Origin of the sequence: Streptomyces sp. CBMA156 (genome assembly GCF_014596515.1) — a bacterium.
In the GTDB taxonomy this organism is placed as follows: Bacteria; Actinomycetota; Actinomycetes; order Streptomycetales; family Streptomycetaceae; genus Kitasatospora.
Window position 1 is genome coordinate 1 of record NZ_MSJQ01000088.1, and the last position, 25,538, is coordinate 25,538.

Here is a 25,538-nt window from a genome sequence, read left to right on the forward strand (position 1 = left end):
GCCGCGGTCCGACCGCAGGCAGCACCCCGGCCTCCGACCCCACCAGGTACGCCCCGGCCCCGAGCGCCCCCGCCACCGCCAGACACGCGGCCGCCGGCGGCACGCCGTCGCCCTGTCCGACCACGGCGTCCGCGAACTCCTCCGCGGAGCCCAACGGCCACGGCGTCACCGCCCACACCGCGTGCAGCACCCCGGTCGCCGCCAGCGCCGCGGCCACCACGCCCCCGGTCGCCCTCGTCGCACCCATCGCCCGAACCCCCTTCGCAGCCGGTCAGTCGGTCCCACCGTACGAGTGCTTACACCGCCGCCGGCCCGCCGGTCCGCGCGCGCCGGCGGGCCGGCGGCACCCGGCGGCAAATCCGGTGGGACGTCCGGGCCGGCACCAGTACGGTGAGCGGCGAGGAGAGTGAACGAGATGACCATGCGACCCCTGGACCTGGTGCCCGGCGACGACGCCGCCGTGGAGGAGTCCCTGTCCGTACGCCTGCCCGCCGGGCTGCCGGCCGAGACCAGGCAGGCGCTGGAGTTCGCCCTGCGGGCGGCCGCTCAGGCCGTGCTGGCCGGGCGGGTACGGGTGACCGGGTCGGCCGCCGGGCCGGACACCGCCGAGCTGGCCTTCGAGGTCCGCCGGTCCGAGGTCCCGGAGGCGCTCACCGGAGGAGCGCCGGGCAGGGCCGAGCGCCGGGCGGCCATGGTGGCCCGGATCCGCGCCGGCAACGCGGAGACGCTGGAGAGGCTGAAGGACCTGTGACCGAGTACCTGGACCGGGAGGACGTCACCTACCTCGCGGGCGGTCCCGCGACCATCCGCGACCTCGGCGGCATGCTCTCGGCGATCGCCCGTCCGCAGGCGAGCGTGTTCGGCGAGGACGCCTACCCGGACCTCTGGTCCAAGGCGGCGGCCCTCGGCCAGAGCCTGGCCCGCAACCACCCCCTGGTCGACCGCAACAAGCGCACCGCGTTCGAGGCGATGCTGCTGTTCCTGGACTACAACGGCGAGCCGTACACCGACCCGCACCCGGACGCGGCCGTGGCGTTCGTGCTCCGCCTGGCGACCGGCGGCTACGACGACGCGATCGCCCTGGCGGCGAAGGACCTGAAGTCGCTGTCGGGACGCTGAGCCTCCGTCCGGAACCACCCGGTCCCGCTCTACCCTGGCGGGCATGCCTCGCCGAAAACTGCGCGTCAAGGCCGTCGACTCCGCCCGGATCAACACCGAGCTGACCGAGCTCCGCACCCGCCTGGAGATCCACACCGAGTGGCCGCGGGCCGTGCTCGCCGAGGCGGAGGAGGCGGCCGAGCGGCCCCGGCTGCCCGAGTACGACGCCACCGACCTGCCGCTGTTCACCGTCGACCCGCCCGGCTCGCGCGACCTCGACCAGGCCATGCACCTCACCCGCCGCCCCGGCGGCGGCTACCGGGTGCACTACGCGATCGCCGACGTCGCCGCCTTCGTCCGCCCGGGCGGCGCGATCGACACCGAGGCCCGCCGCCGGGTCGAGACCCTCTACTTCCCGGACCACCGCGTCCCGCTGCATCCCACCCGGCTCTCCGAGGACGCCGCCAGCCTGCTGCCCGGCGAGCCCCGCCCCGCCCTGCTCTGGCAGCTCGACCTGGACGCCGACGGCGCCGTCGTCCTCGCCGACCTGCGCCGCGCCGTGGTCCGCTCGCACCGCCGCCTGGACTACGCCGCCGTCGAGCGCGCGGTCGAACTCGGCGGCGCCGACGAGCAGCTCGCCCTGCTCGCCACCGTCGGCGGGCTGCGCGAGGAGCAGGAGCGCGCCCGGGGCGGGATCAACCTGCCGGTGCCCGAGCAGGAGGTCGAGGAGACCCTGCACGGCTACGTCCTCGGCTACCGCGCCCCCGGCCCCGCCGACGGCTGGAACGCCCAGATCTCCCTGCTCACCGGCATGGCCGCGGCCGAGCTGATGCTGGACGCCGGCGTCGGCCTGCTGCGCACCCTGCCCGCCGCGCCCGCCGCCGGGTACGAGCGGCTGCGCCGGATCGCCGCCGCGCTGGACGTGGACTGGCCGCAGTCGGTGCCGTACCCCGAGCTGATCCGCTCCCTGGACCCGGACGCCCCGCTCGACGCCGCCTTCCTGACCGCCTGTACGGGCCTGCTGCGCGGCGCCGGCTACCACGCCTTCGACGAGTCCCGCGGCCTGCCCGTGCCCGCCGAGCCCGACCACGCCGCGCTCGCCGCCCCGTACGCGCACTGCACCGCGCCGCTGCGCCGGCTCGGCGACCGCTTCGCCCAGGAGGTGTGCGCGGCGGTGGCCGCGGGGGAGGACGTGCCGGACTGGGCGCGCGAGGCGCTGCCGGCCCTCCCGGCGCTGATGGCGGGCGGGGACCGCCGCGCCGGCGAGGTCGAACGGGCCTGCGTGGACCTGGTGGAGGCGGAGCTGCTGGCGGGCCGGGAGGGCGAGGCCTTCGCCGCGGTGGTCGTCGACGTGGACGAGAGGCGGCCGGGCTCCGGCACCGTCCAGCTGCGCGACCCGGCCGTCCGGGCCCGCTGTGACGGAGCCGGGGCCGGGGCCGGAGTAGGGGGCGGGCTGCCGCTCGGCCGGGTGATCGACGTGCGGCTGACGACGGCCGACCCGGCCACCGGGACCGTCCGCTTCACGGCGGTGTAGCCGCCCGCCGCCGCCGTCCGGACGCATCACCCGGACGCGCCACCCGGACGCGCCGCCCACCCGCCCCGGCCCGTCCCGCGGTGGGAGGATCGGTCCGTGCCCGCCCCCCAGCCCCGCGCCGCCGCTCCCGCGCCCGCCCCCGGGTCCGAGCCCGGGGCCCGCCGCCGTCTGCTCGTCCTGGCGGTCTGCTGCCTGAGCCTGTTCATCGTCGGCCTCGACAACACCGTGGTGAACATCGCCCTGCCGGTGATCCAGCGGGACCTCGGCGCCCCGGCGTCCGGGCTCCAGTGGATCATCGACGCCTACACCCTGGTGCTGGCCTCGCTGCTGATGCTGTTCGGCTCGGTGGCCGACCGCTTCGGCCGCCGCCGGGTGTTCCAGACCGGCCTGGTCTGCTTCGCGCTCGGTTCCCTGCTGTGCAGTCAGGCGCCGAGCCTGGGCTGGCTGGTGGCGTTCCGGGCGCTCCAGGCGGTGGGCGGCTCGATGCTCAACCCGGTGGCGATGTCGATCATCACCAACACCTTCACGGACCCGCGGGAACGGGCCAGGGCGATCGGCGTCTGGGGCGGTGTGGTCGGCATCTCGATGGCGCTCGGCCCGCTGCTCGGCGGCTTCCTGGTGGACGGTGCCGGCTGGCCGTCGATCTTCCTGGTCAACGTCCCGGTGGCGCTCGCCGCCATCGCGCTGACCGCCCGCTACGTCCCGGAGTCCCGCGCGCCCCGGCCGCGCCGGCTGGACCCGGTGGGGCAGCTGCTGATGATCGTGCTGCTCGGCTGCGGCACCGCCGCGATCATCGAGGGCCCGGGCCACGGCTGGACATCCCCGCTGATCCTGGCCCTGGCCGGGACCGCGGTGGCCGCGCTGATCGCGTTCCCGCTCTGGGAACGGCGGGTGGCCGAGCCGCTGGTGGACCCGCGGTTCTTCGCGAGCGCGCCGTTCGCCGGGGCCACCGTCACCGCGGTCTGCGCCTTCGCCGCACTCGGCGGCTTCCTCTTCCTCAACACCCTCTACCTCCAGGACGTCCGGCACTACAGTCCGGTCGAGGCCGGCCTGTGGACGCTGCCGATGGCCGGGATGATGCTGGTCTGCGCGCCGCTGTCCGGGCGGATCGTCGGCAGCCGGGGCCCGCGCCTGCCGCTGGTCGCGGCCGGGCTCGGCCTCGCCGCGAGCGGGCTGCTGCTCACCAGGCTCGCCGCCGACTCCCCGCCGGCCCTGCTGCTGGTCGCGTACGCGCTGTTCGGCTTCGGCTTCGGCATGGTGAACGCGCCGATCACCAACGCCGCGGTCGCCGGCATGCCGCGCGCCCAGGCGGGGGTGGCGGCCGCGGTCGCCTCGACCAGCCGTCAGGTCGGCCAGTCGCTGGGCGTGGCGGTGATCGGCACGGTCGTCACCTCGGCGGTGGCCGGCCCGGTCGCGACCGGCTTCGCCCCGGCCAGCCACGCCGGCTGGTGGATCCTGGTCGGTCTCGGCGGCGCCGTCCTCGCCCTGGGCCTGGTCACCACCACCGCCTGGGCGAGCGCCACGGCCGCCCGGGTGGCCGCCCGGCTCGGCGCCGAGCCGCCCGCCGTCCGGTCCCGGGTTCGGGAGGCACCGCCCGAGCGGCTACCATGACCACTACGGCGGAAGAGCCGGCCGGGCGGTCGCGACGGGTCCCAGACCCGCCGAGGAACGTCCGGGCTCCACAGAGCATGGTGGTGGGTAACGCCCACCCGGGGTGACCCGCGGGACAGTGCCACAGAAAACAGACCGCCCACCGCTTCTCGCGGTGGGTAAGGGTGAAACGGTGGTGTAAGAGACCACCAGCGACCGGGGTGACCCGGACGGCTAGGTAAACCCCACCTGGAGCAAGGTCAAGATCGGTGCCCTCGGGCACCGTGCGCGGACGTTCGAAGGCTGCTCGCCCGAGTCCGCGGGTGGACCGCACGAGGCTGTCGGCAACGGCAGCCCTAGATGGATGGCCGCCTCCCCGGGCCGCGCAAGCAACCCGGGAGACAGAACCCGGCGTACAGGCCGACTCTTCCGCCGCCTGGCTTGAGTGAGGCCCCTGATCTGCAACTTCGCAGATCAGGGGCCTTTTCATGTCTCGAAGATCTGTAATCGCTTGCCGACTCTTCGCGCCTACTGCAGCCTGTTTCTGGGTGTGCGGTGGCGATCGTGTGGCGGTGAGAACGGTCGAAGCAGCGTCCAAGAGCCCCCGGTAGCCTCGTTGCAGCTAGCCGGCCAGCGCCTCTCCGAGCAGCGCGTACGGCCGACCGGTGAGCCGGCGATGCAGCGTCTCGGTGCGGGATCGGATCAGGCCCTCACGGTAGGCGGCCGGCAGCCGCTCCCACACTCCGGACGCCATCTCAGCCGCACCGGTCGGGTCGCCGTCGACGCGGAGGCATGCGACGGTGTCCACTGCCAGCAGGGCGCGCGCCATGACCGACGGAGAGTCCGTGAGCGCCAAGGCGTCCTCCTGTGCCTGGTAGGCGCTGCCCGTGTCGCCCAGCAGTGTGTACGCCTGCGACAGGTGCACGTGGTGCTTCTGCTCGGGGTAGCCGAACCAGGTGTCGGCCGCCTCGGCGCCGTTCAGGCGCTCCGCCAGATTCCGCGTGTCGTCTACCGCTCGCCGGGCCCCTTCGAGGTCGCCGGAGGCTGCCAGAGCACGCGCTGTGACGGCCGCGGCGAGCGCTGCGGCCGCCGTCGGGCTGCTCCCCGCCTCCCGCCGGGCCTGCTCGGCGATCCGAGCGGCCGCCCCGGGAGCGCCGTAGTTGAGCGGGACCATGCGCGGCATGGGCCTCGTCGACGGTATCGCCAACCGCTGGGGCGTCGACGAAGCTCCGTTCGGCAAATGGGTCTGGGCCGAGATCGGCTGCCCACCGAACACTCCGTCGCAGGCAGGGCCTCGGGGCGTCACAGCCACCGAATACCGCTCGGCGAAGGAGGGGAACACGTGCACGACCTGATCGCCAGTCCGTTCCTGGACGAAAACCTGTTGGTGCGCCCTGGTGGCCGGGGCGGTCTCCGGCTCCCGCAGGCCAACTACGAGGAGCAGCGTGCCCACGACCCAGCCCGGACAGCTCCCTCGTGGCTGGCGGATGCCGTGCGCGCCCAGTGGGCCGACCTGGACGTGACCGGCCGTCCTGCGGGTGACGTCCTGCTGGTCCGGCAGCCCTCCACGTGGGGCTACTCGCGAGCCAGCTGGGAGATCAACCTCGGCTGCAACTACACGTGCAAGCACTGCTATCTCGGGCTCAAGGTCAACTCGGGTATGCCGCTCGCGGACAAGCTCACCTGCCTGGGCATCATGGCCGAGGCCGGCGTTCTCTGGATCCAGATCACCGGGGGCGAGCCCACCGTGGACCGGGACTTCATGCCCTCGTACCGCCGCGCGTTCGAGCTGGGCATGATGATCACCGTCTCCACCAACGCCTCGTTGCTGTGGCGGGAGAACCTGCTGGAGATGTTCCGCGAGCGCCCGCCCTACCGGGTCACGGTGTCGATGTACGGGGCGACCAAGGCCGGCTACGACGAGCTGACCCAGCGGCAGGGCGCCTGGGACCTGTTCATCCAGGGCATGAACGCCGGCCGCAGGGCCAAGCTGCCGCTGCGGATGAGCATCATCGTCACCGAGGACAACGCCACCGAGGAACAGGCGATGATCGCCCTGTGCGAAGGCTGGGGGCTGGAGTACAACGTCTTCACCAACATGACTCCGACGATCTACGGCGGGGCGGAGTCGCTGACCGCGCAGTCCAAGGAGCACCTGCGGATGCGCAAGCCGTTCGGCGGCTGCAACGCCGGACACACCTTCTTCCACACCGACCCACACGGGCTGGTGTCCATCTGCAAGATCGGCCGTGACGACCAAATCAGCCTCCCCACCGAGGGGATCAACGGCCTCGCCCGACTCGGCGCCATCGCCGACCGCCTCATGCTTCGCACCGGTGGATGCTCCGGCTGCCAGCTCTCCGGCGCGTGCACCGTGTGCCGGCCGCTGGCCAAGCACTACCAGGAGGCGAAGGCACCACTCGCAAGTTACTGCCAGCACGGGATCAAGAAAGCAGGGTGACATGACTGCTGTAGCTGTCGAACTCTCCCCGAGGCGTCCGCTCTCGGACGACGGCCCGGCCCAGCGCCTGCCGTACCTCACGCGGCCGATCACGGCCCCGACCCCGCCCGTCACCGAGATCATCGCCGTCGGCGACCTGGACGACGTCATGGACAGCGTGAAGTGTTCCTGCAACGCGGGCGACGACAACCCCCACTGAACCACCCGCTGATCGCACCTGATCAGTAACGCTCAGGCCCCGGCGCTCTCCGCGCCGGGGCCTGAGCCGCGCGGGGCGGGCGAGTAGGGTGCGGGTATGGATCTGCGCTGGGACTTGCTGCGCCCCGTGATGTGCGTCCCGTATTTCCCGACGCTCGGGCCGCTCCACCCCGAAGCCATTTCCGCTGAGCTTCTGGCCGAGGTGTTCGCTGTCGCTGGCACTGGAGAATTCCTGCCGCACGACAAGGACCGGCGGTGGTCCGACCACAAGGACGAGCATGTCCTGGTGGACGCCGTCGTTCAGGACCAGGCTCGCACGCTGATCCCCACCATCACCGGTCGTGGCATCCTGCGCGTCCATCTCTACGGCGCCCGCGAGCACCGGCAGGAGGCCGAAGAGCTGGCCGCCAAGCTCGCCGCCGGGCGCGACGCATCTCAAGCCCGTGTGGTGTGGTTCCCGGACACCGCCGACCCAGTGGCCACCTCTACCCGCGTGCAGCTACGCACCTTCGACCAGGACGCACCAGGCGTCGAGGGAATTGAGGTCCTCAGCCAACAGACCGAAGCTATCCGGACATCCTTCCCCGAGTTCGCCGAGAAGCTGGCCAGTGAGGGCTTCGTGTTCCTGCACTCCCGGATCGACAGCGCCGGCCCCGTGCTGGTCGCTGTCCAGGACGAGCGCGTAGTAGGCGCAATCGGCCCCATGGAGACCATGCCCGACCCCATCGGTAGGCGACGACTCCTCCCGCAGTATTTCGGTGTTCTGCCGGAATACCGCAACCTCGGCCTCGGGCGGCTCCTGTGGCGCTCGGCGATGCACTGGGGCAAGGAGCGCGGCGCCGACTACCAGCTCTTGCAGACAGCTGCCGGGGGCGCATCCGACCGACTGTGCCGGAGCGAGGGCCTGGCCGACCTCGGATTCGTCTGCACCAACACCATCTGACGAGAGCCTCACGACGGACGAGGAGCCGCTGAAGAGGCCCGATGAGTGGCGGTCGCCGAAGGTGTGGCGATCACGTGGCGATCGGACCCTTTGGCAGGACGTTTTCCCAGCTCAGTGCCCGCAAGGGGACTCTGCCCGGCGTACGGGCCGACTCTTCCGCCGCCTGGCTTGGGGCTCCGCCCCCGGAGGGGCCTCCGACCTGCGTCGGAGGCCCCCTTTGGTCTTTCGGGGGCTTGCCGTGTCAGGCGGCAGGAAGGCCCTCGAAAGTCCCACGGATCGATCTTGGTATGCGGCCGGTGCTCTGTGGCCATCGCCGTGTTCGGTCGTTTGAGGGAGCAAGGGCCGGGGCCGGCTGAGCCTGGCCCGACCTTGGGTGCCGAGCACGCACGGGCGGAGATCGCTTCATGATCACTCCGGGCGCGCGGTGGACAGCCGTGCGGTGAGGCTCGCAGCCGCCACTCGTGGGAGCGGGGTGCTCACCGCCGAACCGCGTGCGGGGCTCTCTGCGGCCGCCTCCTCCCGGAGCCGGACGGGGACGGCGTCGCCACAAGGTGGGAACCCCCGCGCCCCGGGACGCTGCGGTCGACCCACGTAGCCCATGGGGTGGATGCGGCCGCCCACCCCATGCCCCCGGCTACTGGTCGGCCCCGCCCGGTCCGGATAGGTCCGTCCGAGGGGATCAGGCCGAGGGGATCAGGCCGACTGCGGGCTGGCCCCGAGGTGCTTCACCAGGTCGAACGCCTCCCGCCTGATCGTGGTCAGTGAGCTGATGGTGCGGTCGTCGGCCTCACGCCAGCGGCTCTGGGCGATGCGCCACGAGGCCAGGAAGACTCCGACCCGCATGTGGGTCACGAGGCTGTCCTGGGCGCCGTTCGCGACGACCCTGCCGAGGATGGTGAGCTCCATCTCGACGCAGTGGTCGAAGCTGTGCTTGGCCAGCGTCATGCTCCCGGCCGCGAGGTCGAGGGAGGCGGCGAAGTCGTCCGCCCACTGTTCGCCCGCGGTCGACAGCACGTGCTCGAGCGGGTCGTTGAGGTCCGCCATGGTCGACGCCTCGGGGGGCAGTTCCTCCAGGTACCGGTCCCACAGCTCGACTTCGGGGGCCAGGAACACCCCCTGCTTCTCCGGGAAGTACCGGAAGAAGGTGCTGGTGCCCACGCGGGCGTGTCGGCAGATCTGCGCGACGGTGGTCGCGTCGTAGCCGAAGGTGGTGCCGAGTTCGCGCGCCGAGCGGAGGATCTGCTCCTTGACCTCGGCTTTCTTGATGTCGCGTAGCGACTCCGGCTGGTGCTTCTGAGGCGATTTGCGAGTCATAAGCGGAAGGTAGCAGCACCCGTATGGGTTTGACCCCCACTAGGCAGCGATTACCTTCTGGGTGTATAACCCTTGTGGGAGTCAGTCCCACATGGGGCTGACCGTCGCTACGGGGGCGAGCGAAGACGTGGGTAGCAAACGCAGGTGGGCGTCAGTGGCTGATGGCGCGGGCGCAGTCGTGCCCGCGGGATCGGATCGCCACCGGACCGGGGCGCGTCGAGCCCCGGATGGCCGGCCCGATCGGCCGTGCCGCGCGTGAGCGCGAGAGGGTCCTCCGTCCACGACGGGGACTCCGCCGGAGATCGGTGTTCAGGAGAAATTCCCTTCCGGGTCAACGGTGACACCCGGAGCCTGGCCTGACGGGCCGTGAGAAGACCGCCCGTCGAGGCCGGAACGACGCCCCACCAAACCTTGAGTGGCACTGCCGGTGACATCGGCTGCCCATATCCAGTCACGGAGGAACAAGTGGAAACCAAGCTCAGCGACGAGACCATCAAGCAGGTCACCTTGGAGATCGTCATCGACGAACTCGAACTCGATGTCGAGCCCGGCGAGGTCGACCTGACCGCGAACCTGATCGACGACTACGAGGCGGACTCGCTCGGCCTGATCCAGGTCCTCGCGAGGGTGAACAAGGAACTGGCGATCCGTCTGCCCCGGGAAGAGGTCGGGGAGCTGCGCACCGTTGACGAGATCATCCGGCGGATCATCCAGCTGCGCGCCGCCGGGGAGGCCGTCAATGAAGGCTAGGACCCGTCGGGTGGTCGTCACCGGAATCGGCTGCGTCAGCAGCATCGGCACCGGCGTCGAGAGTTTCACCGAAGGCATCAAGAACGGCCGGAGCGGGATCTCGGAGATCCGGTCCTTCGACAGCAGCGACTTCAGCAGCCACCTCGGCGGCGAAGTGCACGACTTCGTACCGGAATCGATCGTCTGCACGATCGACCCGGGCGACTGGGGCCGGACCGCGCAGATCGCAGCCGCCGCCGCGCGACTGGCCGCGCAGGACTCGGGCATCGAGTTGACCGAGGAACTGCGGCTGGCGACCGGGGCGATCATCGGGACGACCAACGGGGAGGCTCCCACGGTCGACACCCTGACCGGCCACTGGCTGGACCACGGTCCCGGCCTGATGGACGCCGGCCTGGTCAGTCAGTTACCCGCCGGCAACATCGCCGCCGCCGTCTCGGTCGAACTCGGCCTCCACGGCGAGACGATGACGATTCCCACGGCCTGTTCGGCGGCCAACTACGCCATCGGCAGCGCCGGCGACAAGATCGTTTCGGGCGAGGCGGACGTCATGTTCGCGGGTGGCGCCGACAGCGTCAACCGGTTCACCCACGCGGGGTTCCTCAGCCTCGGCGCCATCGCCGACGGGGTGGGAAGGCCGTTCGACCGCAACCGGACCGGCATCGTCACCGCCGAGGGCGGTGCGGTGCTCATGCTGGAGGAACTGGAGCACGCCACCAGCCGCGGCGCCCACATCTACGCCGAACTCCTCGGCTACGGGCTGTCCTGCGACGCGCACCACATCGTGCACCCGGACGCGGACAGCATCGCGGACTGCATCCGGAAGGCCCACGCGCACTCCGGGATCGACGCGGGCAGCGTCGACTACATCTCCGCCCACGGCACCGGCACACCGACCAACGACGTCACCGAAGTCACCGCGACGCGCAGCGTCTTCGGTGACGCGCACCCGCCGATGAGCTCCATCAAATCGATGCTGGGGCACACCATGGGCGCGGCGAGCGGATTCGGTGCCATCGCCTGCTGCAAGGCGATCGAGGATTCCTTCCTGCCGCCGACGATCAACCTCACCGAGGTCGATCCCGAACTCGGACCCGGCATCGACTTCGTCGCCGGCAAGGCGCGGAACGCGGACGTGAAGGTCGCCCAGAACCACGGTTTCGCGTTCGGCGGGAACAACGCGATCACGATATTCGGCGCCGTCACGGATCGTCCCGTGGCCGCAGCGGCGGGGGAGTCGGTGTGATGAGCCAGACCAGTGCACCTCGGATCACCGACATCTCCGTCCTGTCCGTCGCCGGCCTCGGCATGGACGCGTTACGGGAACGCCTGAACGTGCCCGCGGCCGACGCTCTGCCGCAGAACCCGCCGCCGTTGGCGGACGCCGGTGACTACACCGGGATTCCCGGCCGCATCTCGGCCGTGCCCTCCTTCAGGATCACCGACTTCGTGCCCAGGAAGGGCACGAAGAACATCGACCGCACCACCGCTCTCGGACTGGCGGTCAGTGCCACGCTCAAGCGCGCGCTGACCGAGCGGGCCGGAATCACCGACGACTCCTGGCTGTCCACCGGTGTCGCGATGGGCAGCATGGTGGGCAGCCTCCGCAGCAGCGTCGAACTGGACTCCCGGGTGATCGAGGGGGCCGGCATCGACCTGGTCAACCCGGCCCAGTTCCCCAACACCACGATGAACTGCTGCGCGAGCCAGATCGCGATCTGGCACCGGTTCAGCGGCCCCAACTCCACGCTGGCCAACGGCAACCTCAGCGCCTTCTCGGCGCTGCAGTACGCGGCGCGGCTGATCAGCCGCGGCCACGGGCAGCGGATGCTGGTGGGCGGGGTGGAGGAGCTGTCCCCGCACACCGCGTGGGGCATCCGGTCGAAGAAGATCGTGCACGAGACCGTACCGGTCAGCGAGGCCGCCGCGGTGTTCGCGCTGGAGCCCGAGGGCCTCAGCGAGGCGCCCGTGCTGGCGACCGTACCGGCCTGCGCGGTGGGCTTCGCCCCCGACCGCTCGGCCGGCGGGTACAGCGACGCCCTGCGCCGGGTGATCACCGGTGTGCTCCGGCAGGCCGGGGTGGAGGGCACCGCCGTCGACCTCGTCCTGCCCGGTTCGGAGGGGACGGTGCTGGCCGCGGCCGAACAAGCCGCACTGGCCGGGTTCACCGCCGAAAGGGTGGACGTGCGCAAGGCGCTCGGCGAGTGCGGGAGCGCCACCGGGGCCCTCCAGGTCGCGGCCGCCCTGGCGGTCGGACGGCCCGGCGACACGGCGCTGATCACGGGGATCGACATCTCCGGCGCCGTCGGGGCGGCCGTCCTGCGGATCGGGGCCGGGACATGAGCCCCCGGATCCTGATCGTGGGCGCCGGCCCGGTCGGCCTGTCCGCCGCCATCTCCCTGCGCCTCCAGGGGCTGCCGGTGACCGTGGTCGACAAGGCCGCCGCGCCGCACACCCATCCGAAGGCCGTGGTGCTGTGGCCGCGCGCGCTGGAGAGCTTCGAACGCCTGGGCGTCGCCGACCGGTTGGTGGCCGAGGGCCACCGCCTCACCGGCCAGCAGTACCACTCCAACGGCACCCGCGTCGCCAGTATGACCTTTCGCAGGCTGCGGCACACCAAGTACCCGTTCGCACTGGCCATCCCGCAGCACACCACCGAGCGCGTCCTGCGGGACCGCCTGTCCGAACTCGGTGGCTCGATCCGCACCCACACCGAACTGACCGCGCTGCGGCAGGACGTGGACACGGTGACCGCGACGCTGACCGACCTGGGCACCGGTGCCGCGCAGGAGGAGGCCCACGACTGGGTGATCGGGGCGGACGGGGTCCACAGCTCCGTCCGCTCGGCGATCGGCGTCGAGTTCGTGGGCCAGACCTACGAGCAGACCTTCCTCCTCTCGGACGGTCCCTGCGACACCGGGCTTTCCACCGACTCCGCGCACTACTTCATGACCGACACCGGTGTGCTTGTCATGGTGCCGCTCCCGAACGAGCAGTGGCGTGCCTTCATCAGCGCACCCCGCGAGATACCGGAGGGCGAGGCGCTGGTCGACACGGTGGCGCGCGTGGTGGACCAGCGGTCGCCGGTTCCGGTGCGGTTCCTCGACGGCCACACGGCCGGGCGGTTCCGGATCCACCGCAAGGCCGCGGAACAGGTCTGGCGGGACCGGGTGTTCCTGGTCGGGGACGCCGCCCACGCGCACAGCCCGGCGGGCGGGCAGGGCATCAACACCGGTGTGGAGGACGCGACCAGCCTCGCGTGGCGCCTCGGCGCGATCTGCCGGAACCCGCGGTCCGCGGCGGAGTCCGGCCGGGTCTTCACCCAGTGGGCGGACGAACGCCACCAGGTCGTCGAGAACGTGTTGCGCGACACCGACCTCCAGACCCGGCTGTGGGGCGTGCGCGGGCTGCGCCGCCGCCTGCGGGACGCGGTGCTGTACGGCGCCGAGCGCACCGGGCTGCTCGACCGCATGGTCATCCCCCGCCAGACCCAGATCGCCCAGCGGTTCAGCCCGGGCCCCGGGCAGGGCCGGCCGAAGGCCGTCGGGGTGCTCCGCAGCCACGCCAGGCTGCCGAACGTCGCGATTCCCACGGACACCGTCGGCGGGACGCGCCTGCACGACTTCCTGTCGTTGACCGAGCCGATCGCCATCGAGTTCGACCCCGCGGGTACGGCGGGTCGCCACAGCAAGGTGCGGCAGTCGGTCGCCCAGGGGGCGGGGCTCGACGTCGTGTCACTGACCGGTCCGGCCCTGCGATCCGCCCTGGGCATCAGCCGGCGCGTCACCTGCGTCGTGCGTCCGGACGGGATCGTGGCCGAACTCGCACCGAAGACCGCTCGCAACAGGGGGGACAGCACTCGATGACCACGGCCGTCAACCGCATCACCCAGGAGCTGGTGCACCGCGCCAACCCGCAGGAGATCCTGGTCTCCCCGCCGAGCTGGGGCACCGAACACCGGTACCACACCACGACGGTCACCACCGACATCAGCCCCTACTACCTGGACCACCACGGCCGGCACCGGCTCGACCTGCTGCTGATGACCGAGGCGTGCAGACAAGCGGCGATCAGCGCGGCACACCGCTTCGAGGGCGTTCCGCTCGGGGTCGCGGCGTTCTTCAACTCCATCGACATCCGGCTGAGCAACGTCGACACCCTGGTGAACTCCACCAAGGAGCTGATGATCACCACCTCCATGGAGCAGATGAAGCTGCGCGCCGACGGCTCGCCGAAGCAGATCGATTACTCGCAGGAGGCCGTCGTCAGCGGCTCGAACGAGCCCGTGCTGAACTCGCGGATGGCTGTCCAGGGGGTACCCAAGGGGCGGTACGCGGACCTGCGCGCCTACCAGCGCAACGGTTCCGCGGCACCGACCACCGCGACGATGCGGGCCACCTTCCGGCGCCACCGGGACATCGCCGAGCCCGCGCGGGTCGGCCGGACGCAGACGGCCAACGTCGTGCTGGCCGGGCTGGAGCGTACCGCCGACGGGGCCACCGCGCTCCTCGACGCGGACCTGGCCAACACCAGCCTGTTCGACCACGACTACGACCACTACCCCGCGATGGTGCTCATCGAGGCGGGCCGCCAGCTCGCCCTGGCGTGCACCGACCGCCCGGTGGACTGGATCATCAGCGGCTGCCGCGCGGAGTTCCCCGGATTCGCCGAACTCGACACCCGGACCACCGTCGTCGCCCGGAGGTCCGGCAACCACGTCGAGGTCAGCTGCCGGCAGGACGACCGCGTCGTCACCGGGATGTGGTTCGAGCTGACGTCGATGGCGAGGCGGTCATGACCCGGATCGCCATCTGGAGCGACTTCCGCGGCGTCCTCACCCCGCCGCTGGCCGAGGGGGTGCGCCGGTTCTGCGAGGGCGCGGACTTCACCCCCGCGCAGATCATGCGGTGCCTGCGCGCCATCGGCGAGCGCCACGGCAGCCCGGACGGAATGGCGGTGCTCGACTCCGGCGTCCTCGACGAGCGCCGCTGGACCGGGGAGATCGAGCGCGAGCTGCTCAGCCGCTTCGACGTGTCCGCAGACCTGTCCGACTTCGCCACCCGGTGGTGGAGCGACCGGCGGCTCGACGAGGACTGGGCGGCGGCCCTGCGGAAGTGGCGGGCGGCCGGCGCCTTCGTCGGGCTGATGTCCAACCTGCCGGTCGAGTGGCGGGGGGCCCTGACCGCCTTCCCCGCCGTCGCGGACGGCTTCGACGACGTGCTGCTGTCCTGCGACGCCGGCACGCGCAAACCCGAAACCCGGATATTCCGTCTCGCCGAGGCCCGCTCGGGCCTGGCCCCCCGGTTCAACGTCCTGGCCGACGACCTGCCGGGCAACGTCGCAGGCGCCCGGGAAGCGGGCTGGGGCGGCGTGCTCTCCGGCGGGGACGCGACCACATCCGCGATCGCGCTCATCGACTCGATGATGAGCGGCACCGCGGCGATCTGTGAAGGAGTGTCGCGATGAGCTCGCGATCGGCATTTGTCACCGGGGCCAACCGGGGCATCGGTGAGGCCATCGCCAGGGACCTGGCCAAGCGCGGGTACCGCGTCGTCGGCACCTACCGCAGCACCCGCCCCGAGGTGGACGGCGTCTCGTTCGTCCACTGCGACGTCCGCGATCCCGACTCGGTGGCCTCGGCGGTGCGCGAGGCCCGCGAGGTGCTCGGCGAGATCGACATCGTCGTCAGCAGCGCGGGCATCACCCAGGACGGCCTGCTGGTCACCCAGAACGCCGGCGACGTGGCCGGCGTGCTGGACACCAACCTCACGGGCGCCTTCAACGTCGTCCGCGAGGCCGTGTCCGACATGATGTCGAACAAGTGGGGCCGGATCGTGTTCGTCTCCTCGGTCATGGGCCTGTGGGGCTCGCCGGGGCAGACCAGCTACTCCGCCTCCAAGAGCGGGCTGATCGGCCTGACCCGCTCCCTCGCCTGGGAACTGGGGCGGGCGCGCATCACGGCCAACGCCGTCCTGCCCGGCCTCATCGAGACCGAGATGATCGCCGGCCTGACGGACCGCAGGCGCGACCAGGTGGTCTCCCAGACCCCGCTGCGCCGCACCGGAACACCCGAGGAAGTGGCCGCTCTGGTCGGCTTCCTGATCTCCGACGAGGCCGGGTTCATCACCGGAGCCTCGATACCCATCGGCGGCGGCATCGGGATGGGCGTGTGACCCGCCCGCCCACCCCGCCCGCGGCAACCGAAGTCGAGAAGAACCACCGAAAGGAACATCCAGTCATGGACACGACCCTGACCACCTCCTTCCGCCCCTGGCGCGAGGAGTACGTGACCCTCCCGGCGTCGACCGGGACCGGCACGGAGGCCTCCATCGGCCTGCTGAAGATCGGCAACCCGCACGCCTCCACGGTCGTGCTGTTCCTCGGCGGCAAGGAGGGCACGGCCGCCGGCTTCACCGCCCTGGGCCGCAGCGTCGCCGCGGTCGCGCCCGACCTGCAGCTCTGGGCCATGGACCGGCGCGAGGTGTTCCTCGCCGACACCTCCCGGGCCGAGGCGCCCCTGGACCAGGCCGTGGCCCACTACCTCGACGGCGGCCACCGGCGCCCCGACGCGGCCCGGTTCGGCGAGTACGCCGAGTGGGGGCTGCAGGTCCTGGTCGACGACATCCGGGTGGCGGTCGCCGCGGCCGCCGAGGGCGGGCGCAAGGTCCTGCTCGCGGGGCACTCCGTGGGCTCTGCCGAGGCCGTGCACTACGCGACCTGGGACTTCGACGGAGTCGGCGGCCACCGGAGCATCGACGGCCTGATCCTGGTCGACGGCGGTGCGCTCAACGCCTTCCGCGGCGCCGGCATGGAGTTCGGCATCGACCTCGGCACCGCACAGGGCTGGCTGGCCGGCATCCGCTCGGGCGGCGTGTTCGAGGCCGACACCTCGACGTCGGCCACCCTCGGCTTCGACGGCCCGCCGGAGACCGCCGCACTGTTCTACAAGCTGGCGGCCCGGGCGGTGCTGGAGCAGCCCACCGCCCCCTCGCCGCTGGCCGCCCGCCTGCCGGAGCGGTACTCCGTGCCGGCCTCGGCCACCAACCACGAGGTCTTCGCCGCCCTGGTCAACCTGGGCAACGCCAAGCCGGGCTACGGCGTGACGGCCGGCCACTTCGAGGGCGGCACCTGGGTACAGGACGGCCCGACCCGGCTCGGTGTCGTCGCCCACGCCCACGCGCTGGGCGCGGGCGGGTTCCAGTGGTACACGATGAACCGCACCCTGCTCGACCTGATCGCCGCGGACCCGCTGCGGCCGAACGAGATCACCGAGCTGCTCGGCCTGCGCGGCCTGCACGCCAAGGAGATCGACGTCCCGGTGCTGGCCTACGCCTCCGCGTTCACCAACGGCTCCTCGCTGGAGGCCGCGAAGGAACTCGCCCAGCTGTCGGCCATCAGCCGCCTCGACCTCGTCGAGGACAAGGCGCTGAGCCACCACGACGTCCTCTTCGCCGACCTGCCCGCCAACTCCCTCGTACGTGCCATCGCCTCGTTCGCGGGTTCGCTCGCCGCCTAGGCCAAGACCTCACAGACAGGAAATCCAACAGTGACCAGCACGGAGTCCGTCATCCGCACGGGCACCGCCGACACCCGCGACCGCCGCACACCGTCGTGGCCGGTGCTCGCGGTGGCCGCGGTGGCAGTCGTGATCGTGCCCCTCGGAGTCAGCGGCACGCCGCTCCTGCTACCGGGAATCGGCACCGACCTGGGCGGTGGCCTGGCCCCGCTCCAATGGGTGGTCAACGCCTACAACGTGGCCGCGGCGAGCACCATGCTCGCCACCGGCGTGCTCGCCGACCAGTACGGCAGGCGCCGGGTCTTCCGCCTCGGCGCCGGGATGTACCTGGCCTCCCTGCTGGTCACCGTCCTGGCCCAGAGCACCCTGGTGATCGACGTGGCCAGGGCCGCCGCCGGGATCGGGGCCGGCGCCATCGTGACGTCGATGACCGCCATCGTGGCCAACACGTTCGACGGCCCGGCCCGGGCCAAGGCCTTCGGGCTGGTCGGTGTGGTGATCGGCGCCGGGCTCGCGCTCGGGCCGACCATCAGCGGCTTCATCGCTCAACTCCTGAACTGGCGCGCGGTGTTCGGTTTCCACGCGCTGATCGTGGCGGCGGGGCTGCTCGGCTCGCTGGTGCTGACCGAGTCCCGCAGCAAGGGCGGCAACCGCTTCGACTTCCTCGGGGCGGGCCTGTTCACCGCCGCGCTGCTGCTGCTCACCATCGGTACGATCGAGGGCCCGCAGTCGGGGTGGGCGGACGTGCGCACCGTCACCCTGTTCGCGGGCGCGGTGCTGACCTTCGTCCTGTTCGTTCTCCACGAGCGGCGCACGAGCAGCCCGATGTTCGAGATGGGCCTCTTCGCCGACCGCCAGTTCCTGACGGTCAACCTGGTCAACATCGAGTTCGCGTTCGGCTTCATCGGCCTGCTCCTGCTGCTCCCCGCCTTCCTGTTCAGCGTGAGCGGACTGGGCAACGGGGCGGCCGGCCTGCGGATCCTGCTGCTGACCGTACCCATCTTCCTGGTGCCGATGCTGTCCGGCCGGCTGAGCGCCGCGGGCGTGCCGCTGCGGCTGATCCTGGTCGGCGGCCTCGCGCTGATCGGCCTCGGCGCGTTCGGGCTGACCTTCGTCGAGGGCGACAGCGCGCTGTGGGCGCTGGCGGTCCCGCTGGCCGTCACCGGCGCCGGTGTCGGTGTGCTCAACGGCGTCATGGACGGTGCGGCGGTCGGCTCCGTGCCGAACACCTCGGCCGGCATGGCGGCGGGGATGTTCAACACCATCCGGCTGGCCGCGGAGTCCCTCGCCTCCGTGGTCGTCGTCGCCCTGGTCGCGTCGTTCGTCAACACCCGGCTCGCGGACGCCTCGCTGCCCGCGGACCTGAACGCCGCCAGGGCGGCGGACGAACTGGCCACGGGTGACGTCAAGCAGCTCTTCGCGCAGCACCCGGACCAGGTCTCCACCCTCGCCTCGGCGCACGCCTCGGCGTTTCACCAGGTGATGTGGATCTCGGTGGTACTCGCCGCGCTGTCGGTGGTGGCCGTGCTGGTGCTGCTCCGCCGTCAGGACGGCAAGCGGTGACCGCCACCCGGCAGTTGCCGCTGTCCGCGGTGGACACGGTCGAGGCGCGGGAGGGCGGATTCCTCGGCCGCAAGCGGGTGCGCGCCGACGACCCCTACCTGGCCGGGCACTTCCCGTCGCTGACGGTCTACCCCGGGGTGTTCCTGATCGAGGGCGTGCAGCAGATGCTCGAACTCCACCTGGACGGCGTGCCCGGGGGGATCGAACTGCTCTCCGTCGAGTCAGCCCGGTTCAGCCTGCCGGTCCTGGCGGGGGAGGAGGTGCTGTTCGACACGCGGGTCACCGGAGAACGCCCGCTGCTGTCGACCACGACGACCTGCACCGTCGACGGCCGGCGGTGTGCCCGGATCGCCGCGACCTGGAGGTGCACGTCATGACCGAGTACCCGGACCCGGCCGACCTGCTGCCGTACGGCCACCCGGCGCTCCACGTCGACCGGATCCTCGCCCACGCGCCCGGCGAGCTGACCGCCGTCAAGGCCGTGTCCCAGCACGAAGTCGGCAGCCACGCCGGATCGGCCCGACCGGCCCGGCTCCCGTCGACCCTGGTGCTGGAGTCCTTCCTCCAGGCGTGCGGGCTGCTGGCCGTGCTCGACGCCGAGGAGGGTTCGCGCGACCGGCTGCTGGTGTTCGGCTCGGCCCGCAACCTGCGCTTCGAGGGATCGGTCCGGGCGGGCGAACTCCTCGTGCACGCGGTGCGACTGCTCGAAGCGCACGAGGACACCGCGGTGTTCTCCGGGGTCTCCCGCGCCGGTGACGGACAGACCGTGCTCACCGTGGAGCGCGCGATCACCCTGAGCCGGCCGCCGGGCTCCCTCGCCGCGGCGAACAGCGCAGACTGACCAGCCGTCCGACGAAAGTGAGGCACCATGTACGACCACGTGATCACCGTGCCGGGTCAGGGGGCGCACCGACCGGGCATGCTCGACTCCTGGCTGGCCTCGGCACCGTACGCCCGGGAACTGCTCGCCGACTGGTCCGAGTCCGCGGGGCTCGATCTGCTGGAGGCCGGCCGTGACGCCGCCGCGATGGCTGACACCGCCGTCGCGCAGCCGCTGATCACAGCGGCGGCGCTGCTGTCGCTGAAGCGGCTGCGGGCCCGGCTGGACGTGGACCCCGGCCGGGTGCTGTACGCCGGGCACTCCGTCGGCGAGCTGGCCGCGGCCGCCGGTGCGGGCTACCTCCCCCCGGGTGCGGCGGTCGCCCTCGCCCGGGAACGCGGGAAGGCCATGTCGGCGGCGTGCGCGACGGCCCCGACCGGCATGGCGGCGTGCATGCCGTCCAAGCGGGACGGCGCGGCGGACGAGGCGATCGTCGACGCGATCCGGGCCGGGGGACTGTCCGTGGCCAACTGGAACGGCAGCCACCAGTTCGTGGCGGCCGGTCCCTCGGCCGCGGTGGAGGCCTTCGGTGCGAACCCGCCGGCCGGCATGCGGGTGGTCCGGCTGGAGGTGGCCGGGGCCTTCCACACCGAGGCGATGGCTCCGGCCCTGGAGCCCTTCGCCCGCGCCGTGGCCAGGGCGCCGTGGCGGGCGCCGGACTCGGCGATGCTGGGCAACGCCGACGGCTCACTCGTCACCGGACCGGACGACCTCCGGCAGCGGCTGGTCGCGCAGCTCACCTCGGCCGTCCGGTGGGACCTGTGTGCGGAGTCCATCGCCCGGCACTCCTCGGCGCGGACGCTGCACGTCGAGCTGGCGCCCGCGGGGCCGTTGACGAAGCTGGCCGAGCGGGCCCGCCCCTGGACGCGGACGGTGGCCCTGCGCTCGGCGGACGACCTGGACGCCGTACCCGCTCTCGCCGGCAGTGGCGCCTGATGGCCCGCCAGGTGGTGCCGGCCGGCCAGGAGGACCTGCTGACCCGGCCGCTCTTCTGCCATCTGGGCACCCTCAGGGCGGACGGTGCCCCGCAGGTCAACCCGATGTGGTTCCTGTGGGAGGACGGCGAGTTGTCGTTCAGCACGTCGACCACTCGGGCCAAGTACGCCAACGTCCGACGCGACGACCGGGTCTCCGTGTCGGTCAACGACCCGGAGCAGCCGTACCGCTGCCTGGAGGTCCGGGGCCGGGTGCACCGGATCGTGCCGGACACCGAGGGCGAGTTCTTCCGGCGCCTGGCCGCCCGGTACGGCCGTGAGCTCAACGGGCAACTGCCTCCGGACGTCCTCACCCGGGTCCGCCTGGTCGTCCGGCCGGAGACGGCCCGCTACCAGTGACTCCGAGGACTCGGAGAACTCGGAGGCCGTAGGGCGACTGGCCGACCGGGCTCGGCGGTGCACCGGCGGTGGCCTCCGCGGACGTCTCGTCCGTGGAGGCCACCGCCGGTTGCGTTCGCTCGCGGCGGCCCCGTCAGGCGGGGCGCGCGCCGACGGCGTCGCGGATCTGGTCGCCGAGGCCGCCGTTGACGCGGGCGCAGTTGGCGCAGCAGAAGAACATGCCCGCCACCTCGACGCCGTGGCCGACGATGCGGACGTCGCACTGTTCGCAGCGCGGGGCGAGCTTCTCCATCGCGCACTCGAAGCTGTCGAAGGTGTAGGTGTCGCCGGTGACCGTCCTGATCTCGAAGGCCAGCCAGTAGTCGTTGCCGCAGGTGACGCAGATGGCCATGACGGCCGTCTCCTTCCGGTGGGGGCGGCGGCCGGGAGCGGCCGCGCGGTCACTCCCAGTCTTGGAGCCTGCCGGGGAGACGGCCACTCGGCGGCGTCGTCAGACGGAGCGGGCGGCGAGGTCCTCCAGGGCCCGGACGGCGCGGTCGGCGTCGTCGGCGGCGACGAACAGGTGGTCGTGGTGGAAGCCGGCCACCACGTTGCAGCTGATGCCCTCCTCGGCGAGCCGGCCGGACACGGCGGCGGTCAGCCCGACGGCCTCCAGCGCCGAGTGGATCCGCAGGGTGATCCAGGCCGCCACGTACTCGTAGCGCAGCCCGAGCGCGTCCGCCTCCTCCTGGGCGACCACCACCGTCATTCCCTCGGGCTCGGCGACGGTCACCACCGGCCGCATGCCGGCGGGCACCCGCGTGGGGAGCGTGCAGTAGACGTACCGCCCCGGGTCGAGCCGCGGGCTCATTCCGCGCAGCAGCGTCGCAAGGTCTCGTTCTGCGGCCATGCCCGCCACCGTAGCGGCTGGACGGGGGATGCGGGGCGCTTCGCGGGCGTGTCGGAATCCGTTGACGAGCGACAGTCGCCGATATATCGTCGAACTATCGAGACAGTAACTCGACTGCCTCGTTGAACCTCAGGGATCCGAGGAGGTGGGCGCGATGCGCTCGGAACGTCAGGGAATGCGGTTCCGTTGGGAGGGCCCGGTGGGCGGCGGGTTCCGCCGTGGCCAGGGCCCGGATTTCCGGGGGATGCCCGGAGAGGGCGCCGAGGGCCGGGAGGCGTTCGGCGGGTTCGGTCCGCCGTTCGGCGGTGGCGGCCCCGGCCGGCCGATGGGCGGCCCGTACGGGCACGGCTTCGGCGGGCACGGCGGCCGGCGCGGCGGTCCGCACGGGCGGCGCGGTGGCCGGGCCAGGCGCGGTGACGTCAGGGCCTCGCTGCTGGCGCTGCTCAAGGAGCGGCCGATGCACGGCTACGAGATGATCGCCGAGATCGCCGAGCGGACCGGCGGAGCCTGGCGGCCCAGCCCGGGGTCGATCTACCCCAACCTCCAGCTGCTGGAGGAGGAGGGCCTGATCACCGCGGAGGAGGTCGGCGGCAAGCGGCTGGTCTCGCTCACCGAGGCGGGCCGGGCCGAGGCCGACGCCGGGCCGGACGAACCGTGGGCGGAGGCCGGCCGGGAGGTCGACTGGGAGGCCGTCCAGGAGGTCGGCCAGGCGCTCGCCGCCGTCGACCAGGCGATCCGCCAGGTCATGGCCACCGGCACCGAGGCGCAGCGCACCAAGGGCCTGACGGTGCTGACCGAGGCCCGCAAGAAGCTGTACCTCATCCTCGCCGAGGACGACTGACCGGCCCGGGGGCGGGGCGGTGCCGCTGCCCGGGCGGCCGGGGAGAAGGCCTCACGGCCGGACCACGAACAGGGCCGCGCACACCAGCAGCAGCACCGCCCAGCCGAACCAGAGCCAGGCGTTCGGCTCGATGATCACGCTGTAGAGGCACACCGCCAGGAGCAGCACCCCGGTGACGCCGGCGACCTGCCGGTTGTGGTGCTCGACCGCGCGGGAGCGGTTCCTCGGGTGCCGTACCGTCCTCGCCATGCCGACCTCCCGGGGGAGCCTGCGGGGAAGGAGGCGGCCGTCAGCCGGAGGCCGCCTCGTCGTACTCGTAGCGCCAGAACCAGCTCAGGCCCCGAACCTGCTTGCTCCGGACGTACACCAGTGTGCGCGCGGGGGCCTCGCCGTGCGCGGGGACCGGCACCTTGTACTTCTTGGGCACGCCGAGCATCGGCCCCAGCGGGACGGGCAGGATCCGCCCGTCCAGGGGGCCGCCGACGAATGCGGTGTCCGCGCTCTTCATCCCCCCAGGGTCTCACCTCCACGGGGTGACCTGGGATCGGCCCTGGAGGCGGGGCCGCAGGGGGAGTCCGGGGGTGACCGGCAACTCCCGGGCGGGAGGGCGGGCGGGGCGCCGCGTGCGGGCGGCGTGCCCGGAGCGTGCCCGGGGCGCGCCCGCCGGCGGCACCGCGAGTGTGACCGGAGAGGCACCGCCCCCGGTCATCCGGAAGGCCTCCGCACCCTTATCCTTCCTGTTACGCCCTCGGGGTCCACCCCGGGTCAGCGGGCCCCGTACGGGCCGGGTGAGGCGCGAATCCGCGTTCCCTCCGGCCGGTTTGGCGCGGACAGCGTGCTGCCGCGACTGCGTACCGTGACCCCGGCGTCGGCCGTCCGGTGACCCCGGGCCGCGGCCGGCAGGGCGCGGACGTCAGGGCCGAACACCCCGGGAAGCAGCCGGGGGCGCCGTGCGTTGCGTCCGAGTGGTACGTCGAACGCTGTGTCGCACCAGGCACGGCAGTTGCGCGGAAGGGGCCCGATGGAAGCCGGCGGCAGGTGGACGACCTGGTGGCAGAGGCGTGATCGTCAGCGGGCAGGGGGCGCGGACGGCCCGGCCGGACTCGATCAGCTGCTCGGCGCGGTGCGCGCCGGATTCCCGCTCGCGCCCGCCGCGCATCCGGCCGGCTACCGGTGTTCCTGTGACCGGGTGGCGTGTCCCGCCCCCGCCCAGCACCCGGTCTCCTTCGCCTGGCAGACCCAGGCCACCACTGACCCGGAGCAGCTCTCCCGCTGGCTCGCCCGCGACCCGCAGGCCAACTTCGTCACCGCCACCGGCCGGGTGCACGACGTGCTGGACGTCCCGGTGGAGGCCGGCCGGCTGGCGCTGGAGCGGCTGACCGCGCTCGGCGTCGAGGGCCCGGTCGCCGCCGTCGGTGAGGACCGCTACCTGTTCTTCACCGCCACCCGCGGCACCCCTCAGGACGAGGACGAGTGGTGGCCGAGCGCGCTCGACTCCACCCCGGACACCATGTCCGAGCACCCGGGCCTGCGCTGGCACTGCCGCGGCTCGTACACCCTGCTGCCGCCGGCCGCGCTGCCGGACGGCTCCCAGGTGCGGTGGCTGCGCGGGCCCGAGCAGCCGCTGCCGGACCCGCTGCGCGTCCTGGACGTGCTCACCGACGCCTGCACCGAGGTGGGCGCCGTCGCCGAGGAGCAGTGGCTGATCGGCTAGGGCCTCTCTTGTGGATCATGCCGGGCGCGCGACGCCGCGGTCGAGCGGCGTCACGCCGGCACGTCGTCACGGCAGGGTGAGGATCTCCGCGCCGTCCGCCGTGACCACCAGGGTGTGCTCGAACTGGGCGGTGCGCTTGCGGTCCTTGGTGACGACCGTCCAGCCGTCCGCCCAGACCTCGTAGTCGTAGGTGCCCAGGGTCAGCATCGGCTCGATGGTGAAGGTCATGCCCGGCTTGATCACCTCGGTGGCCCGCTCGCTGTCGTAGTGCGGGATGATCAGGCCGGAGTGGAACGACGTGTTGATGCCGTGCCCGGTGAAGTCCCGTACCACGCCGTAGCCGAAGCGCTTGGCGTAGGACTCGATGACCCGCCCGATGACGTTGATCTGCCGGCCCGGCTTGACCGCCTTGATCGCCCGGTCGAGGGACTCCCTGGTGCGCTCGACCAGCAGCCGGGACTCCTCGTCCACGTCGCCGACCAGGTAGGTGGCGTTGAGGTCGCCGTGCACCCCGTGGATGTACGCGGTGGCGTCGATGTTGACGATGTCGCCGTCCTGGAGCACGGTCGAGTCCGGAATGCCGTGGCAGATCACCTCGTTGATCGAGGTGCAGACGGACTTGGGGAAGCCCCGGTAGCCGAGGTCGGAGGGGTAGGCGCCGTGGTCGCACATGTACGCGTGGGCGACGGCGTCCAGCGCGTCGGTGGTGACGCCGGGGGCGATCAGCTTCGCCGCCTCCTCCATCGCCCGGGCGGCGATCCCGCCGGCGATCCGCATCTTCTCGACCGTCTCGGCGGTCTGCACCTCGGGCCCGGTGTACGGCGTCGGCGCGGGCTTGCCGACGTACTCGGGGCGCGCGATGTTCGCCGGGACCTTGCGGGTGGGGGACTGGATGCCGGGTACGAGAGCCATG

Annotated in this window: 30 protein-coding genes, 1 other RNA gene and 1 pseudogene; 24 read left to right on the forward strand and 8 right to left on the reverse strand. The window is 72.3% G+C overall.

Annotation, left to right across the window (positions count from 1 at the left end):
* Positions 1-247, reverse strand: a pseudogene (locus BU198_RS07390) (DUF3995 domain-containing protein); the annotation flags it as partial.
* Positions 248-415: 168 nt separating this feature from the next.
* On the opposite strand from BU198_RS07390, the gene BU198_RS07395 reads away from it, so the two are divergent.
* The 5 genes from BU198_RS07395 to rnpB all read left to right on the forward strand — a co-directional run bounded on the left by BU198_RS07395 (position 416) and on the right by rnpB (position 4,654).
* A complete protein-coding gene (locus BU198_RS07395) occupies positions 416-751 on the forward strand; it encodes a hypothetical protein (protein WP_188296029.1) in 336 nt (111 codons plus the stop codon).
* Positions 748-1,119 carry a type II toxin-antitoxin system death-on-curing family toxin gene (locus BU198_RS07400; RefSeq protein WP_188296030.1) on the forward strand — a complete coding sequence of 124 codons (372 nt, stop codon included), beginning with the start codon at positions 748-750 and terminating at the stop codon, positions 1,117-1,119. The genes BU198_RS07395 and BU198_RS07400 overlap by 4 nt, the downstream gene beginning before the upstream one ends.
* Before the next feature lie 43 nt (positions 1,120-1,162).
* Positions 1,163-2,632 (forward strand): RNB domain-containing ribonuclease, encoded by a 1,470-nt coding sequence (locus BU198_RS07405; RefSeq protein ID WP_188296031.1) that lies wholly within the window; start codon positions 1,163-1,165, stop codon positions 2,630-2,632.
* Positions 2,633-2,800: 168 nt separating this feature from the next.
* Positions 2,801-4,243 (forward strand): DHA2 family efflux MFS transporter permease subunit, encoded by a 1,443-nt coding sequence (locus BU198_RS07410; protein WP_223244060.1) that lies wholly within the window; start codon positions 2,801-2,803, stop codon positions 4,241-4,243.
* A gap of 13 nt (positions 4,244-4,256) precedes the next feature.
* Positions 4,257-4,654: RNase P RNA component class A (gene rnpB, locus BU198_RS07415), an RNA gene on the forward strand.
* 190 nt (positions 4,655-4,844) lie between these two features.
* Here rnpB and BU198_RS07420 read toward each other — a convergent pair.
* Positions 4,845-5,405 carry a hypothetical protein gene (locus tag BU198_RS07420; protein WP_188296033.1) on the reverse strand — a complete coding sequence of 187 codons (561 nt, stop codon included), beginning with the start codon at positions 5,403-5,405 and terminating at the stop codon, positions 4,845-4,847.
* Between BU198_RS07420 and BU198_RS07425 the strand changes: the two genes are divergently transcribed.
* The 4 genes from BU198_RS07425 (at position 5,404) to BU198_RS07440 (ending at position 7,824) form a co-directional block, all read left to right on the forward strand.
* Positions 5,404-5,577 (forward strand): hypothetical protein, encoded by a 174-nt coding sequence (locus tag BU198_RS07425; RefSeq protein WP_188296034.1) that lies wholly within the window; start codon positions 5,404-5,406, stop codon positions 5,575-5,577. The genes BU198_RS07420 and BU198_RS07425 overlap by 2 nt on opposite strands.
* Positions 5,565-6,683 (forward strand): radical SAM protein, encoded by a 1,119-nt coding sequence (locus tag BU198_RS07430; protein WP_188296035.1) that lies wholly within the window; start codon positions 5,565-5,567, stop codon positions 6,681-6,683. Before BU198_RS07425 ends, BU198_RS07430 begins: the two co-directional genes overlap by 13 nt.
* 1 nt (position 6,684) lies before the next feature.
* A complete protein-coding gene (locus tag BU198_RS07435) occupies positions 6,685-6,882 on the forward strand; it encodes a hypothetical protein (protein ID WP_188296063.1) in 198 nt (65 codons plus the stop codon).
* 96 nt (positions 6,883-6,978) lie between these two features.
* Positions 6,979-7,824, forward strand: a complete 846-nt coding sequence (locus BU198_RS07440) for a GNAT family N-acetyltransferase (RefSeq protein ID WP_188296036.1) — start codon at positions 6,979-6,981, stop codon at positions 7,822-7,824.
* A 693-nt stretch (positions 7,825-8,517) separates the two neighbouring features.
* Here the strand turns inward: BU198_RS07440 and BU198_RS07445 are convergent.
* Positions 8,518-9,138 (reverse strand): TetR/AcrR family transcriptional regulator, encoded by a 621-nt coding sequence (locus BU198_RS07445; RefSeq protein WP_188296037.1) that lies wholly within the window; start codon positions 9,136-9,138, stop codon positions 8,518-8,520.
* Between the two features lie 465 nt (positions 9,139-9,603).
* Here BU198_RS07445 and BU198_RS07450 point away from each other — a divergent pair, with 465 nt between their 5' ends.
* The 13 genes from BU198_RS07450 (at position 9,604) to BU198_RS07510 (ending at position 21,181) form a co-directional block, all read left to right on the forward strand.
* Entirely contained in the window at positions 9,604-9,888 is a 285-nt protein-coding gene (locus BU198_RS07450; RefSeq protein WP_188296038.1) for an acyl carrier protein, read from the forward strand.
* Positions 9,878-11,134 carry a beta-ketoacyl-[acyl-carrier-protein] synthase family protein gene (locus BU198_RS07455; protein WP_188296039.1) on the forward strand — a complete coding sequence of 419 codons (1,257 nt, stop codon included), beginning with the start codon at positions 9,878-9,880 and terminating at the stop codon, positions 11,132-11,134. Before BU198_RS07450 ends, BU198_RS07455 begins: the two co-directional genes overlap by 11 nt.
* Complete coding sequence (locus BU198_RS07460; protein WP_188296040.1) at positions 11,134-12,231, forward strand: beta-ketoacyl synthase N-terminal-like domain-containing protein; 1,098 nt, start codon at positions 11,134-11,136, stop codon at positions 12,229-12,231. The genes BU198_RS07455 and BU198_RS07460 overlap by 1 nt, the downstream gene beginning before the upstream one ends.
* The gene (locus BU198_RS07465; RefSeq protein ID WP_188296041.1) at positions 12,228-13,754 is read left to right on the forward strand and encodes an FAD-dependent oxidoreductase; all 1,527 of its coding nucleotides are present in this window, start codon (positions 12,228-12,230) and stop codon (positions 13,752-13,754) included. The genes BU198_RS07460 and BU198_RS07465 overlap by 4 nt, the downstream gene beginning before the upstream one ends.
* Entirely contained in the window at positions 13,751-14,686 is a 936-nt protein-coding gene (locus tag BU198_RS07470) for an AfsA-related hotdog domain-containing protein (protein ID WP_188296042.1), read from the forward strand. The genes BU198_RS07465 and BU198_RS07470 overlap by 4 nt, the downstream gene beginning before the upstream one ends.
* The gene (locus BU198_RS07475) at positions 14,683-15,354 is read left to right on the forward strand and encodes an HAD-IA family hydrolase (RefSeq protein ID WP_188296043.1); all 672 of its coding nucleotides are present in this window, start codon (positions 14,683-14,685) and stop codon (positions 15,352-15,354) included. The genes BU198_RS07470 and BU198_RS07475 overlap by 4 nt, the downstream gene beginning before the upstream one ends.
* On the forward strand, positions 15,351-16,061 hold the full coding sequence (fabG, locus tag BU198_RS07480) for a 3-oxoacyl-ACP reductase FabG (protein WP_188296044.1): 711 nt from the start codon (positions 15,351-15,353) through the stop codon (positions 16,059-16,061). The genes BU198_RS07475 and fabG overlap by 4 nt, the downstream gene beginning before the upstream one ends.
* A gap of 65 nt (positions 16,062-16,126) precedes the next feature.
* The gene (locus BU198_RS07485) at positions 16,127-17,404 is read left to right on the forward strand and encodes a hypothetical protein (RefSeq protein WP_188296045.1); all 1,278 of its coding nucleotides are present in this window, start codon (positions 16,127-16,129) and stop codon (positions 17,402-17,404) included.
* A gap of 30 nt (positions 17,405-17,434) precedes the next feature.
* Positions 17,435-18,967 (forward strand): MFS transporter, encoded by a 1,533-nt coding sequence (locus BU198_RS07490; protein ID WP_188296046.1) that lies wholly within the window; start codon positions 17,435-17,437, stop codon positions 18,965-18,967.
* Complete coding sequence (locus BU198_RS07495; RefSeq protein ID WP_188296047.1) at positions 18,964-19,344, forward strand: 3-hydroxyacyl-ACP dehydratase FabZ family protein; 381 nt, start codon at positions 18,964-18,966, stop codon at positions 19,342-19,344. The genes BU198_RS07490 and BU198_RS07495 overlap by 4 nt, the downstream gene beginning before the upstream one ends.
* Positions 19,341-19,808, forward strand: a complete 468-nt coding sequence (locus BU198_RS07500; RefSeq protein ID WP_188296048.1) for a 3-hydroxyacyl-ACP dehydratase FabZ family protein — start codon at positions 19,341-19,343, stop codon at positions 19,806-19,808. The genes BU198_RS07495 and BU198_RS07500 overlap by 4 nt, the downstream gene beginning before the upstream one ends.
* Positions 19,809-19,835: 27 nt before the next feature.
* Positions 19,836-20,783 (forward strand): ACP S-malonyltransferase, encoded by a 948-nt coding sequence (locus tag BU198_RS07505; protein ID WP_188296049.1) that lies wholly within the window; start codon positions 19,836-19,838, stop codon positions 20,781-20,783.
* Positions 20,783-21,181, forward strand: coding sequence for a PPOX class F420-dependent oxidoreductase (locus tag BU198_RS07510; RefSeq protein ID WP_188296050.1), 399 nt, complete (start codon positions 20,783-20,785; stop codon positions 21,179-21,181). The genes BU198_RS07505 and BU198_RS07510 overlap by 1 nt, the downstream gene beginning before the upstream one ends.
* A gap of 133 nt (positions 21,182-21,314) precedes the next feature.
* Here the strand turns inward: BU198_RS07510 and BU198_RS07515 are convergent, their stop codons facing one another.
* Together BU198_RS07515 and BU198_RS07520 are read right to left on the reverse strand one after the other, a co-directional pair.
* Positions 21,315-21,572 carry a hypothetical protein gene (locus BU198_RS07515; protein WP_049658025.1) on the reverse strand — a complete coding sequence of 86 codons (258 nt, stop codon included), beginning with the start codon at positions 21,570-21,572 and terminating at the stop codon, positions 21,315-21,317.
* Between the two features lie 99 nt (positions 21,573-21,671).
* Positions 21,672-22,070, reverse strand: coding sequence for an ACT domain-containing protein (locus tag BU198_RS07520; RefSeq protein ID WP_188296051.1), 399 nt, complete (start codon positions 22,068-22,070; stop codon positions 21,672-21,674).
* A 175-nt stretch (positions 22,071-22,245) separates the two neighbouring features.
* Here BU198_RS07520 and BU198_RS07525 point away from each other — a divergent pair, with 175 nt between their 5' ends.
* The gene (locus BU198_RS07525; RefSeq protein WP_188296062.1) at positions 22,246-22,911 is read left to right on the forward strand and encodes a PadR family transcriptional regulator; all 666 of its coding nucleotides are present in this window, start codon (positions 22,246-22,248) and stop codon (positions 22,909-22,911) included.
* A 51-nt stretch (positions 22,912-22,962) separates the two neighbouring features.
* On the opposite strand, the gene BU198_RS07530 is transcribed toward BU198_RS07525, so the two are convergent.
* Positions 22,963-23,160 carry a hypothetical protein gene (locus tag BU198_RS07530; RefSeq protein WP_188296064.1) on the reverse strand — a complete coding sequence of 66 codons (198 nt, stop codon included), beginning with the start codon at positions 23,158-23,160 and terminating at the stop codon, positions 22,963-22,965.
* Positions 23,161-23,200: 40 nt separating this feature from the next.
* A complete protein-coding gene (locus BU198_RS07535; RefSeq protein ID WP_188296065.1) occupies positions 23,201-23,419 on the reverse strand; it encodes a hypothetical protein in 219 nt (72 codons plus the stop codon).
* Positions 23,420-23,932: 513 nt separating this feature from the next.
* Between BU198_RS07535 and BU198_RS07540 the strand changes: the two genes are divergently transcribed.
* Complete coding sequence (locus BU198_RS07540) at positions 23,933-24,625, forward strand: bifunctional DNA primase/polymerase (protein WP_188296052.1); 693 nt, start codon at positions 23,933-23,935, stop codon at positions 24,623-24,625.
* A 66-nt stretch (positions 24,626-24,691) separates the two neighbouring features.
* Here the strand turns inward: BU198_RS07540 and map are convergent, their stop codons facing one another.
* Positions 24,692-25,537, reverse strand: coding sequence for a type I methionyl aminopeptidase (gene map / locus BU198_RS07545; protein WP_188296053.1), 846 nt, complete (start codon positions 25,535-25,537; stop codon positions 24,692-24,694).
* Between the last annotated feature and the right edge of the window lies 1 nt (position 25,538).

What these genes read in the sequence shown, in the direction of transcription:
- BU198_RS07425 (WP_188296034.1), top strand. Translation starts at nt 5,404, where the DNA reads ATGGGCCTCGTCGACGGTATCGCCAACCGCTGGGGCGTCGACGAAGCT.
- BU198_RS07435 (WP_188296063.1), top strand. Translation starts at nt 6,685, where the DNA reads ATGACTGCTGTAGCTGTCGAACTCTCCCCGAGGCGTCCGCTCTCGGAC.
- BU198_RS07485 (WP_188296045.1), top strand. Translation starts at nt 16,127, where the DNA reads ATGGACACGACCCTGACCACCTCCTTCCGCCCCTGGCGCGAGGAGTAC.
- BU198_RS07540 (WP_188296052.1), top strand. Translation starts at nt 23,933, where the DNA reads ATGGAAGCCGGCGGCAGGTGGACGACCTGGTGGCAGAGGCGTGATCGT.
- BU198_RS07455 (WP_188296039.1), top strand. Translation starts at nt 9,878, where the DNA reads ATGAAGGCTAGGACCCGTCGGGTGGTCGTCACCGGAATCGGCTGCGTC.
- BU198_RS07505 (WP_188296049.1), top strand. Translation starts at nt 19,836, where the DNA reads ATGTACGACCACGTGATCACCGTGCCGGGTCAGGGGGCGCACCGACCG.
- BU198_RS07520 (WP_188296051.1), bottom strand. Translation starts at nt 22,070, where the DNA reads ATGGCCGCAGAACGAGACCTTGCGACGCTGCTGCGCGGAATGAGCCCG.
- BU198_RS07395 (WP_188296029.1), top strand. Translation starts at nt 416, where the DNA reads ATGACCATGCGACCCCTGGACCTGGTGCCCGGCGACGACGCCGCCGTG.
- BU198_RS07445 (WP_188296037.1), bottom strand. Translation starts at nt 9,138, where the DNA reads ATGACTCGCAAATCGCCTCAGAAGCACCAGCCGGAGTCGCTACGCGAC.
- BU198_RS07500 (WP_188296048.1), top strand. Translation starts at nt 19,341, where the DNA reads ATGACCGAGTACCCGGACCCGGCCGACCTGCTGCCGTACGGCCACCCG.
- BU198_RS07420 (WP_188296033.1), bottom strand. Translation starts at nt 5,405, where the DNA reads ATGCCGCGCATGGTCCCGCTCAACTACGGCGCTCCCGGGGCGGCCGCT.
- BU198_RS07475 (WP_188296043.1), top strand. Translation starts at nt 14,683, where the DNA reads ATGACCCGGATCGCCATCTGGAGCGACTTCCGCGGCGTCCTCACCCCG.
- BU198_RS07515 (WP_049658025.1), bottom strand. Translation starts at nt 21,572, where the DNA reads ATGGCCATCTGCGTCACCTGCGGCAACGACTACTGGCTGGCCTTCGAG.
- BU198_RS07470 (WP_188296042.1), top strand. Translation starts at nt 13,751, where the DNA reads ATGACCACGGCCGTCAACCGCATCACCCAGGAGCTGGTGCACCGCGCC.
- BU198_RS07530 (WP_188296064.1), bottom strand. Translation starts at nt 23,160, where the DNA reads ATGGCGAGGACGGTACGGCACCCGAGGAACCGCTCCCGCGCGGTCGAG.
- BU198_RS07465 (WP_188296041.1), top strand. Translation starts at nt 12,228, where the DNA reads ATGAGCCCCCGGATCCTGATCGTGGGCGCCGGCCCGGTCGGCCTGTCC.
- BU198_RS07510 (WP_188296050.1), top strand. Translation starts at nt 20,783, where the DNA reads ATGGCCCGCCAGGTGGTGCCGGCCGGCCAGGAGGACCTGCTGACCCGG.
- BU198_RS07460 (WP_188296040.1), top strand. Translation starts at nt 11,134, where the DNA reads ATGAGCCAGACCAGTGCACCTCGGATCACCGACATCTCCGTCCTGTCC.
- map (WP_188296053.1), bottom strand. Translation starts at nt 25,537, where the DNA reads ATGGCTCTCGTACCCGGCATCCAGTCCCCCACCCGCAAGGTCCCGGCG.
- BU198_RS07440 (WP_188296036.1), top strand. Translation starts at nt 6,979, where the DNA reads ATGGATCTGCGCTGGGACTTGCTGCGCCCCGTGATGTGCGTCCCGTAT.
- BU198_RS07535 (WP_188296065.1), bottom strand. Translation starts at nt 23,419, where the DNA reads ATGAAGAGCGCGGACACCGCATTCGTCGGCGGCCCCCTGGACGGGCGG.
- BU198_RS07525 (WP_188296062.1), top strand. Translation starts at nt 22,246, where the DNA reads ATGCGGTTCCGTTGGGAGGGCCCGGTGGGCGGCGGGTTCCGCCGTGGC.
- fabG (WP_188296044.1), top strand. Translation starts at nt 15,351, where the DNA reads ATGAGCTCGCGATCGGCATTTGTCACCGGGGCCAACCGGGGCATCGGT.
- BU198_RS07405 (WP_188296031.1), top strand. Translation starts at nt 1,163, where the DNA reads ATGCCTCGCCGAAAACTGCGCGTCAAGGCCGTCGACTCCGCCCGGATC.